Genomic DNA, 10,687 nt, shown 5'->3' with positions numbered 1-10,687 from the left:
GCGGGGCTGTCGACTGCGTCCAGCTGCATACGTATTCATGGCGTGCAGTACCGGCAGGCCTGCCGGGCTGGCTTATGGTCCGGGTCTGTCAACGGCGCCTTGGGAGGGGAAATGCCGACGTCACCCACAACGGTACGCGCAGTGTTCGCGCACGCTTTCGGCCTGGCCCTGCTGGGATGGGCCGCGCTGGTACAGGCGGCGGCACCGCAGATCGCCAGCGTCGAATCACCGGACAAGGTGCTGAAGGTCAGCCTGGTGCTGGACGGCGGTACCGCGCGCTACCGCGTCGAGCGCCTCGGCCAGACCGTGGTGGCCGATTCGAAGCTGGGTTTTGAACTGCGCGATGGTCGCCTCGACCGCGACTTCAGCCTGCTGGCGCAGGAACGCCGCAGTGTCGATGACAGCTGGGAACAGCCCTGGGGCGAGCGCCGGCTCACCCGCAACCACTTCAACGAACTGACCGTGCACCTGGCCGAAACCACCGGCAGCAAGCGCCGGCTGGACCTGGTGTTCCGCGCCTACGACGACGGCCTGGGCTTCCGCTATGTGTTCCCCGAGCAACCGAACCTGCGCGAAGCGATCATCGATGACGAGCTGACCGAGTTCGCCATCGCGCCGGAGTCCACCGCATGGTGGATACCCGCGGGCGAACCGATCCATTACGAATACCTGTACCAGCGCACCCCGCTGCGCGAAGTGCCGCTGGTGCACACGCCGATGACCCTGCGCAGCCATGACGGCCTGCACGTGGCCATCCATGAGGCGGCACTGGTCGACTACGCGGGCATGTGGCTGCGACGCACCGAGGGCCAGCGCCTGCGCGCCCAGCTTTCGCCTTCGGCCGAAGGCTGGAAGGTGCGCCGCGCCCTGCCCTTCGCCACGCCATGGCGCACCCTGCAGATCGCCGACCGTGCCGGCGGCCTGGTCGAGTCCGACCTGATCCTCAACCTCAACGAGCCCAATGCGCTGGGCGATGTGAGCTGGGTGAAACCGGCCAAGTATCTGGGCGTGTGGTGGTCGATGCACCTGGATGAAGAGAGCTGGGCCACCGGACCGAAGCATGCGGCCACCACCGCAAAGACGCGGAAGGTGATCGATTTCGCCGCCGCGCACGGCTTCCGTGGTGTGCTGGTGGAGGGCTGGAATCCAGGCTGGGACGGCAACTGGGTCGGCAACGGTTACGACTTCGACTTCACCCGCGCCACGCCGGATTTCGACATCGAATCATTGTCGGCGTACGGGCTGAAGAAGGGCGTGCACCTGGTCGGACATCATGAAACCGGCTGTGCGATCGAACACTACGAAGACCAGCTGGGTGCTGCGCTGGATCTGTATGCGCGGCTGGGCGTGGACCAGTTCAAGACCGGCTACGTCTGCGACGACGGCCAGGTTGATCGCCGCAATCCGGCCGGCGGCCCGCTGTGGCGCGAGTGGCACGACGGGCAGTTCATGGCCCGCCACCACCTGAAGGTGGTGCAGGAAGCCGCCCGCCGGCACCTGTCGGTGAACCCGCACGAGCCGATCAAGGACACCGGCCTGCGCCGCACCTACCCGAACTGGATTTCCCGCGAAGGCGCACGTGGCATGGAATACAACGCCTGGGGCCAGCCACCGAACCCGCCCGAGCATGAGGTCAACCTGGTGTTCACCCGCATGCTGGCCGGGCCGATGGATTACACGCCCGGCATCCTCAGCCTGAAGGGCCGCCACGGCCAGGCCATTCCCAGCACGCTGGCCCGCCAGCTGGCCCTGTATGTGGTGCTGTACAGCCCGATCCAGATGGCTGCCGACCTGCCCGAGCACTACCTGCAGCACCGCGAAGCGTTCCGCTTCATCGAGGACGTGGCGGTGGACTGGGAGCAGAGCCGCGTGCTCGATGGCGAGGTCGGCGACTACGTGACGATCGTGCGCCGCGACCGCAACAGCCGTGACTGGTTCCTGGGCAGCATCACCGACGAGAACGGCCGCGTGCTGCCGGTGTCGTTGGGTTTCCTGGAGCCGGGCGTGCGCTACCGCGCCGAGGTCTACCGCGATGGCGATGGCGCGGATTTCCGCAGCAACCCCTTCGCCTTCAAGCGCGAAACACGCGAGGTCAGCAGCACCGATTCACTCACGCTGGTGCTGGCGCCGGGCGGCGGACAGGCCATCCGCTTCACCCCGCTGTGAATGCGCAGGTAGTGCCGGCCGCTGGCCGGCATCGTTGCGACGTGGATGGTTGCCGGCCAGTGGCCGGCACTACCGGAATGATGATCTGGAAGCGATTACAACCCTGCAAACGCCATTGAATACGTATGCAGGGTGATTCCCACGAAGAACGCGCTGCCTACCATAGCGGCGACGACAGCGGCCACCGCGTCGCACGTCCTCGACACCATCGGGACGACCACGAATCGCACTACAACATTGCCTGGGAGGGGAAAATGTTGAACCACAAGCGCAGTGCGCTGAGCATCGCGTTGGCCGTCGTACTGACGCCATCGCTGGCAGCAGCGCAGTCCACGCAGAGCACGGCAACCCCGCCAACCGGCACCGCCGCCACCAACCTGGACACCGTGCAGGTCACCGGCATCCGTCGCGGCATCGAAAGCGCCATCGCCACCAAGCAGGACGCCACCTCGGTGGTCGAAGCCATCTCCGCCGAGGACATCGGCAAGCTGCCCGACGTCAGCATCGCCGAATCGATCTCGCGCCTGCCTGGCCTTGCCGCACAGCGTGTGGCCGGTCGTGCGCAGGTGATCAGCGTGCGCGGCCTGTCGCCGGATTTCGCCACCACCCTGCTCAACGGGCGTGAAGTGGTCAGCACCGGCGACAACCGCGGCGTCGAGTTCGACCAGTATCCGTCCGAGCTGGTCAACGGCGTGACCGTGTACAAGACCCCCGATGCAGCGCTGGTCGGCCAGGGCCTGTCGGGCACCATCGACATGCAGACCGCACGTCCGCTCAGCTTCCCCGACCGCGTCATCGCCGTCAGCGGCCGCTACCAGAAGAGCTCGTTGGGCCGCGCCGCCGACACCGACCCGTACGGCAACCGCTTCAGCGCCAGCTACATCGACCAGTTCCTGGACAAGACCCTCGGCATCGCCATCGGCTACGCGCACAGCGACATGCCGATCCAGGAAAACCAGGTGGGCCTGTACGAGCCGTGGACCACCGAGCACACCACCAACGGCAACCGCCCCGGTGTTGCCGCTGGCACCTACTTCACCGACGGCATCAAGGCGCTGCGCCGCACCGGCAACAACAAGCGCGACGGTGTGATGGCCACAATCCAGTTCCGGCCGAACAACAGCTGGACCAGCACCTTCGACGCGTTCCACACCGAAGCAGAGCAGATCGACACCGCCAACCAGTTCGAGCTCAACCTCAGCAACTACAACGGCAACTACACCCCGGGCCTGCTGGTCAGCAACCCGCAGGTCAACGCCAATGGCACCTTCACCGGTGGCACCGCCAGTGGCGTGTACCCGCTGGTGCGCGGCATGTACAACAAGCGCAAGGACAAGATCGATGCGTTCGGCTGGAACAACGAGTTCACCTTCGGCAGCGTCAAGCTGGTTGCCGACCTGAACTATTCCAAGGCCACCCGCGACGAACTGAACCTGGAAAACAACCTGCAGCTGACCCCGATGCCGCAGCTGGATACGGTCGGTGTGCAGTTCCGCCAGGATGGCTTCTCGCAGATCAGCCCGGGCCTGAACTACTCCAACCCGGACGCGCTGTTCCTGACCAACACCATCTACGGTTCTGGTTACGGCAAGGTGCCGAAGGTGGAAGACCGCCTGAAGGGTGGCAAGCTGGCCGCGACCATCGCCCTGCCCGAAGCAATGGCGTCGTGGGCACCGGATCTGGATATCGGCGTGAACTATGCCGACCGCCGCAAGGTGAAGACCCAGTCCGAAGGCAACATCCTGCTGGGCGCGCAGGGCGATGCCAACATCGCATCGGATCTGCAGTACCGCCCGGTCAACCTCGGCTTCGCCGGCCTCGGCACCATCCCGGCCTGGAACGTGCCTGGCGCGGTCGGTCGCTACATGACCTTCAATCCGGTCGACAACCTGGACTACCTGATTCCCAAGTCGTGGACGGTGCAGGAAAAGATCACCACCGCCTGGGCGCGCCTGAACATCAACACCGACATCGGTGTGGTGGGCGTACGCGGCAATATCGGCGTGCAGATGCAGCACACCGACCAGAGCTCGGACTCGCGCTACTGGGACAGCTCGCAGGCGGCCGGCAACAACATCCAGCCCTACTCGGACGGCCGCAAGTACAACGACTGGCTGCCCAGCTTGAACCTGGCCTTCATGTTCCCGCATGAGCAGACCCTGCGTTTTGCCGCAGCCAAGCAGGTCGCGCGCCCGCGCGTGGACCAGATGCGCGCGGGCCTGGAGTTCGGCGTGGATACCGGTACCGGTCGCCCCGGCGGCAGTGGCGGCAACCCGTTGCTGGACCCGTGGCGCGCCACCGCACTGGACCTGTCCTATGAGAAGTACTTCGGCGAGAAGGCCTACGTGGCCGCCGCGATCTTCTACAAGGACCTGAAGAGCTACGTCTACACCCAGTCGGTGGACAACTACGACTTCAGCGGCCTGCTGGGCGACTATGTGCCGCCGCCGGGCATGGTGGTGCCGGTGCTGCCCACCGGCACGTTCTCGACTCCGGTGAATGGCAAGGGCGGCACCCTGAAGGGCCTGGAGCTGACCGCGTCGTTCCCGCTGGAAATGCTGACCGACAGCCTGCGTGGCTTCGGCGTGCAGGCCAGCGCGACCTTCAACAAGAGCGACATCCAGATCCTGGATCCGGAAAGCGCCTCCAGCGTGGGCACCGACCCGATCAGCCTGCCCGGCCTGTCCAAGCGCGTGTACAACTTCACTGCCTACTACGAGCGTAGTGGCTTTGAAGCACGCGTGAGCCAGCGCCGCCGTTCGGACTTCATCGGCGAGATCGGCAACTTCAACGGCAACCGCACCCTGCGCTATGTCGTGGGCGAGAACGTGACCGATGCGCAGATCAGCTACACCTTCAGCGACAGCAGCAGCCTGCGTGGGCTGACCCTGCTGCTGCAGGGAAGCAACCTGACCAACGAGCCGTACCGCACCTACGCCGGCACCAAGGATCGCCCGCTGGAGTACATCGAGTGGGGCCGCACCTACATGCTGGGCGTGAACTACAAGTTCTGAGGTAGCGCCGGGCCATGCCCGGCGACCCGGACTCGGTAGTGCCGGCTGCTGGCCGGTACCGCCATCGGTAGCGCCGGGCCACGCCCGGCGACAGGACACAGGGAACAGGACCGGAAACCCGCTGCGCAGGCAGCGGGTTTTCCTTTGTGCGCACAACGCGATGGCCAGTGAAGCGTGATCGGTACGGCCCCATCCACGCATGGCGTGGATCTACCGTCGCATCCATCACCCATCCACGCATGCCGTGGTTCTCCCCCGCCGCATCGCAATCGATGCGTGGCGGGCATCCATTCGCCCCCCTGGTAGATCCACGCCATGCGTGGATGCTCTGCGCCGGAACCGCGCCCACAAAAAAGGGACGGGGCGCTTCGGCCCCGTCCCCGCAAGTACCGCCACCGGAGAAATCGGTCAGCTGCGTCGTGCGCAATACACCGCACGCGGCGGCAGCTGCAGTTCATTGCCCTGCACCGTCCCCGCATCCGGGCCCGGCACAGCCACCTGCTGCCAGTTGCCCGCCGGCAGCGGATGGCTCACCGCTTCGGCCGACAGGTTGAAGGCCAGCAGGAGAGTTTCATCTGCAAGCATACGCTCGAACAGCAGCACTGGCTCGGCACTGTCCAGGAACCGGATGTCACCGTGCAGCAGGGCCGGCTGGGTACGGCGCCAGGCCAGGAAGCTGCGGAAGGCCGACAGCACCGACTGCGGATCCTGCGCCTGCACCGCCACGGCCGCCGCCTGGTGCTCGGCCGGGATCGGCAGCCACGGCTTGCCGGTGGTGAAGCCGGCCAGCGGCGCGTCGATCCACGGCAGCGGCGTGCGGCAGCCGTCGCGCCCCTTGAAGTTGGGCCAGAAGGTGATCCCATACGGGTCCTGCAGCGCCTCGAACGGCACTTCGGCCTCTGCCAGGCCCAGCTCCTCACCTTGGTACAGGCAGACCGAACCACGCAGTGAACACAGCAGCGCCACCAGCATCCGCGCCAGGCGAGGGTCGGCCGGATGGCCACCCCAGCGGCTGACCGCACGCTCCACATCGTGGTTGGACACCGCCCAGCACGGCCAGCCTTCGGTCATCGCCGCTTCCAGGCGCGAAACGGTGTCGCGGATGTAGGCCGCGCTGTAATCGTTGACCAGCAGCTCGAAGCTGTAGCCCATGTGCAGGCGGCCATCCTGGGTGTATTCGGCGGTGGTCGCCAGCGAATCCTCCGAGGAGATCTCGCCCAGGCTCACCGCCCCCGGGTACTCGTCCAGCAGGGCGCGCAGCTGCTCAAGGAACGGCAGGTTCTCCGGCTGGGTGTTGTTGTAATAGTGGTACTGGTAGGCGTACGGGTTGTCCGCGCTGAAGCCGCGGCCGACGCGCTTGTCGGCCGGCTTGGGCGGGTTGTCGCGCAGCTGCGCGTCATGGAAGCAGAAGTTGATCGCATCCAGGCGGAAGCCATCCACACCCCGGTCCAGCCAGAAGCGCACGTTGTCCAGGGTCGCCTGCTGCACCTCCGGGTGGTGGAAATTCAGGTCCGGCTGGTCCACCAGGAAGTTGTGCAGGTAGTACTGCTCGCGGCGCGGCTCCCACTGCCAGGCACCGCCGCCGAACAGCGACAGCCAGTTGTTGGGGGGCGTGCCGTCTTCGCGCGGATCCACCCACACATACCAGTCCGCCTTCGGGTTGCTGCGGTCCTGGCGGCTCTCGCGGAACCAGGCGTGCTCGATCGAGGTGTGGCTGAGCACCTGGTCGATCATCACCTTCAGGCCCAGGCCGTGGGCCTTGGCCAGCAGCCGGTCGAAGTCGTCCAGGCTGCCGAACAGCGGATCGACATCGCGGTAGTCGGCGATGTCATAGCCGAAATCGGCCATCGGCGATCGGAAGAACGGCGAGATCCAGATCGCATCCACGCCCAGCGCGGCGATATGGTCCAGGCGCTGGATGATGCCGGGCAGGTCGCCTACCCCGTCGCCGTTGGCGTCGAGGAAACTGCGCGGGTAGATCTGGTAGATGACGGCTCCGCGCCACCATGGATAGTGCGACATCGACAGCCCCCCTCCGGGCATGCGGGACCCGCTGGAAGCGGGCCGAAAACCAACTCCCGCAAGCTTAGCGGCGGCCCACGACGATGGCGCTGCCTGCATACGTATTCACGCCAGACGCCACGCCCGGTGGCGCGCGGCGGTGGCCTGGCCCCCGGTTTCCTCCCCAATTCACAGGCAACGCCTATAATCAGGGATGAGCCTGAAAGCCTGATCGCATGACCATCACTGAAGACACCCGTCCCGCCCTGGGCCTGTCCCAGATCCAGTCGCTTGCCGCAGCCGACATGGCTGCCGTCGATGCCCTGATCCGCCGCCGGCTGTCCTCGGATGTGGTGCTGATCAACCAGATCGCCGACCACATCATCTCCGCTGGCGGCAAACGCCTGCGGCCGATGCTGGTGATGCTGGCCGGCCATGCGGTCGGCGGCTCCGGCCCCGAGCACCACCAGCTGGCAGCGATCATCGAGTTCATCCACACCTCCACCCTGCTGCACGACGACGTGGTGGACGAATCCAGCCTGCGCCGCGGCCGCAGCACCGCCAATGCACTGTGGGGCAACGCGCCCAGCGTGCTGGTGGGCGACTTCCTGTACTCGCGCAGCTTCCAGCTGATGGTCGAGCTGGACCGGATGCCGGTGATGCAGATCCTGGCCGACACCACCAACCGCATTGCCGAAGGCGAAGTGCTGCAGCTGCTGCACGTGCACAACCCGGACACCGACGAAGCCGCCTACCTGCGCGTGATCGAGCGCAAGACCGCGGTGCTGTTCGCTGCCGGCACGCGCCTGGGTGCACTGGCCAGCGGCGTCGATGAAGCCACCCAGCAGGCCCTGTACGACTACGGCATGCACCTGGGCTACGCCTTCCAGATCGCCGATGACGTGCTGGATTACTCGGCCAACGCCGACGAGCTGGGCAAGAACCTGGGTGACGACCTGGCCGAAGGCAAGGCGACGCTGCCGCTGATCCATGCCATGGCCCATTCCGATGAGGCCACCCGCCAGCGCCTGCGCGCGATCGTGCAGAACGGTGACGCCTCGGCGATGCCGGAAGTGCTGGCGGCGATCCACGCCACCGGAGGCCTGGAATACAGCCGCCGTCGTGCCGAGGAATATGCAGAAGCCGCCGAACGGGCGCTTGACGGCCTAGGCGACAACGATGCCGTCGCCGCCCTGCGCGGCCTGGCCCGCTACGCGGTACAGCGTTCGCATTGATGGAGGAGTGCCGACCAACGGTCGGCACCTGCAAGACCGGGTGGGTGCCGACCGTTGGTCGGCACACCTTTTCAACGCCTCTCGAAACGCTCCTCGAAGAACTCATCCAGTGCCTTCCAAGCGCGCTTGGCGGCGCGTTCGTTGTACTGGCAGCCCGGCGGGCTGTTGGCATCGCGCTCGGCAAAGCAGTGCACCGCACCGCTGTAGTTGGTGAACTCCCAGTCCACCTTGGCCGCATCCATTTCCTTCTGGAAACTGCCGATATCCTCGGCGGTCACGCTCTTGTCGTCGGCGCCGTTCAGCACCAGCACCGACGGGTGGCTGCCGCCGGCCTGCGCCGGCAAGGGGGAGCCGAGCCCGCCATGCAGGCTGACCACGCCCGCCAGCGGCGCGCCGGCGCGGGCCAGTTCCAGCACCGTGGTGCCGCCAAAGCAGAAGCCCACTGCGCCGATCCGGCTGGCGTCCAGCGGTGCCTTGCCCGCCTGCGCCTTCAGTACGTTGATCGCCTCCAGCGCCCGCGCCCGCAGCAGCGGCCGGTCATTGCGCAGCTTGGTCGCCACCGGTCCGGCCTCGGCATCGGTCTTCGGCCGCACACCCTTGCCGTACACATCGGCCACCAGTACCACGTAGTCATCGCCCGCCAGCTGCTTGGCCTTCTCGATGGCCGATTCGTTCACGCCCTTCCAGTTCGGCACCATCACCAGGCCGGGACGCTTGTCAGCATCTCCATCGTCATAGACCAGCACGCCACTGAAGGTCGTGCCCTGGTGCTTCCACTCCACCGGCTGGGTCTTCATCGCCGCCCACGCTGGCATCGCTGCCAGCCCCAGTACCATCGCCACCCCGCAACGCCAACGGTTCATGCGCCTGCTCCAGAAAAAAGGGGACGGAGGGGATTAAGCCGTAATCGCCCCTCCCGCGTCGCATTCTGCATTGGCGGCGTGACGCAGGTGTGGTTGGATACGACTTGATCCCCTCCGTCCCCTTTTCTGCATGAACCTTGTTGATCGCTTTCTGTCTGGATTGATCCCGCGGCTGCCCGAGGAAGATGCCCCGCAATGGGCGTGGACCGAAGGCGCCAGCGAGGCCGACCTGCAACGGCTGCGCGCGCAGTGGCCGCAGGTGCCCGACAGCCTGGTCGAGCTGCTTTCGCGCGTGGACGGCACGCACTTCCGCGACTATCCGAAGGGCGAGGTCTGCGTGCTGATGCTGGGCTCGGACGTGGGCGACTACCCGTACTACCTGCGCTCCATCGGGCAGATCTTCGAAGACCAACAGCAATGGGACGACAGCATCCGTTCCATCTACGAAGAATGGCTGGATGAAGAGCCGGAGATCCTCGGCGCCGGCATCGATGCCGACCTGCCGATGAGCCGCCGCCTGTGCTTCTCGCACTGCATGAACAACGGCGGCACCTCGATGCTGTATCTGGATTTCGATCCCGCACCCGGCGGCAGCGTTGGACAGGTGGTGCGCTACCTGCACGACCCCGACAGCTACGCGGTCATCGCCCCCAGCTTCGATGCCTACCTGCAGCAGCTGATCGACCGCGACTACAGCTTCCTCGACGAGTAGATCCACGCCATGCGTGGATGAACTCCTCGCCGGCCGATGACCTCATGCCATGCGTGGATCAGGGCTTCACCCGCGCTCGATCCAATGCAACACCCCCGGTTCGAACGCAAGCAGATCGTCCACCGCCATCCGCGCGCGCGCCCAACACCGTTCCGGCGGCTTCGGCTGCCGGCCCCCCACAGCCCCAGCGTAGTCGCGCACCAGCAGGCCGATGCGCGCCGCTCCGGCATCCAGCAGGGCATCAATGCGCTGCAGCCACTGGCCGGCGTCTCCCAGGGCTCCATCGCGATGCACCTGCTGATCCTGCTCGCGCCGCGCCAACTGCTCGGTCAGCGCACGGGCGATCTTCGCCTCGCTCCAGCCCTTCCTGCGCCAGCGTTCGGCATCGTTCTTCCCTTCCTGCATCTTCCATGCCGATGCGAGTGCGGTGCCACAGTCGCAGTGGCCTGCGCTCAACCAGGGCTGCCAGCCCGGCCCCACGGCGGCACGCAGGCTGGGCGAATCCTGCGCGAACAGCCGTCGGCCGCTGCGCTCCATGATTGCGGAGCTTTCGGCGTCCGGAAACGAAGTGGGCAGGAACAGGGTGATAAAGGTGCACATAAGGCTCGCCGAATCCGTCCGGGTTTCCACACAGAGTAGTTCCACGCCATGCGTGGATGAACCCCCCAGGTTGCCGGCCACCGGCCGGCACGACCG

7 protein-coding genes are annotated in these 10,687 nt (G+C 66.2%); 4 read left to right on the top strand and 3 right to left on the bottom strand.

What is annotated here, in order from left to right:
- Positions 1-111: 111 nt before the first annotated feature.
- Positions 112-2,166, top strand: a complete 2,055-nt coding sequence (locus tag J2X70_RS08095) for a glycoside hydrolase family 97 protein (RefSeq protein ID WP_309909810.1) — start codon at positions 112-114, stop codon at positions 2,164-2,166.
- Between the two features lie 254 nt (positions 2,167-2,420).
- Positions 2,421-5,180 carry a TonB-dependent receptor gene (locus J2X70_RS08090; protein WP_309909809.1) on the top strand — a complete coding sequence of 920 codons (2,760 nt, stop codon included), beginning with the start codon at positions 2,421-2,423 and terminating at the stop codon, positions 5,178-5,180.
- A 408-nt stretch (positions 5,181-5,588) separates the two neighbouring features.
- Here the strand turns inward: J2X70_RS08090 and J2X70_RS08085 are convergent, their stop codons facing one another.
- On the bottom strand, positions 5,589-7,202 hold the full coding sequence (locus J2X70_RS08085) for an alpha-glucosidase family protein (RefSeq protein ID WP_100435931.1): 1,614 nt from the start codon (positions 7,200-7,202) through the stop codon (positions 5,589-5,591).
- A 215-nt stretch (positions 7,203-7,417) separates the two neighbouring features.
- Between J2X70_RS08085 and J2X70_RS08080 the strand changes: the two genes are divergently transcribed.
- Positions 7,418-8,416 (top strand): polyprenyl synthetase family protein, encoded by a 999-nt coding sequence (locus J2X70_RS08080; RefSeq protein ID WP_025873964.1) that lies wholly within the window; start codon positions 7,418-7,420, stop codon positions 8,414-8,416.
- A gap of 71 nt (positions 8,417-8,487) precedes the next feature.
- Here the strand turns inward: J2X70_RS08080 and J2X70_RS08075 are convergent, their stop codons facing one another.
- On the bottom strand, positions 8,488-9,279 hold the full coding sequence (locus J2X70_RS08075; protein ID WP_309909805.1) for a dienelactone hydrolase family protein: 792 nt from the start codon (positions 9,277-9,279) through the stop codon (positions 8,488-8,490).
- A 130-nt stretch (positions 9,280-9,409) separates the two neighbouring features.
- Here J2X70_RS08075 and J2X70_RS08070 point away from each other — a divergent pair, with 130 nt between their 5' ends.
- On the top strand, positions 9,410-9,991 hold the full coding sequence (locus J2X70_RS08070) for an SMI1/KNR4 family protein (RefSeq protein WP_309909803.1): 582 nt from the start codon (positions 9,410-9,412) through the stop codon (positions 9,989-9,991).
- A gap of 66 nt (positions 9,992-10,057) precedes the next feature.
- Here J2X70_RS08070 and J2X70_RS08065 read toward each other — a convergent pair whose 3' ends face one another.
- The gene (locus J2X70_RS08065; RefSeq protein ID WP_309909801.1) at positions 10,058-10,672 is read right to left on the bottom strand and encodes a hypothetical protein; all 615 of its coding nucleotides are present in this window, start codon (positions 10,670-10,672) and stop codon (positions 10,058-10,060) included.
- Positions 10,673-10,687: the final 15 nt, after the last annotated feature.

The sequence above is a fragment of the Stenotrophomonas sp. 1337 genome, from assembly GCF_031455455.1.
GTDB lineage: Bacteria > Pseudomonadota > Gammaproteobacteria > Xanthomonadales > Xanthomonadaceae > Stenotrophomonas > Stenotrophomonas indicatrix.
The sequence above is the reverse complement of the archived record's forward strand: the minus strand, read 5'-3'. Positions and strand labels throughout refer to the sequence as shown.

What these genes read in the sequence shown, in the direction of transcription:
- J2X70_RS08080 (WP_025873964.1), top strand. Translation starts at nt 7,418, where the DNA reads ATGACCATCACTGAAGACACCCGTCCCGCCCTGGGCCTGTCCCAGATC.
- J2X70_RS08075 (WP_309909805.1), bottom strand. Translation starts at nt 9,279, where the DNA reads ATGAACCGTTGGCGTTGCGGGGTGGCGATGGTACTGGGGCTGGCAGCG.
- J2X70_RS08070 (WP_309909803.1), top strand. Translation starts at nt 9,410, where the DNA reads ATGAACCTTGTTGATCGCTTTCTGTCTGGATTGATCCCGCGGCTGCCC.
- J2X70_RS08085 (WP_100435931.1), bottom strand. Translation starts at nt 7,202, where the DNA reads ATGTCGCACTATCCATGGTGGCGCGGAGCCGTCATCTACCAGATCTAC.
- J2X70_RS08090 (WP_309909809.1), top strand. Translation starts at nt 2,421, where the DNA reads ATGTTGAACCACAAGCGCAGTGCGCTGAGCATCGCGTTGGCCGTCGTA.
- J2X70_RS08095 (WP_309909810.1), top strand. Translation starts at nt 112, where the DNA reads ATGCCGACGTCACCCACAACGGTACGCGCAGTGTTCGCGCACGCTTTC.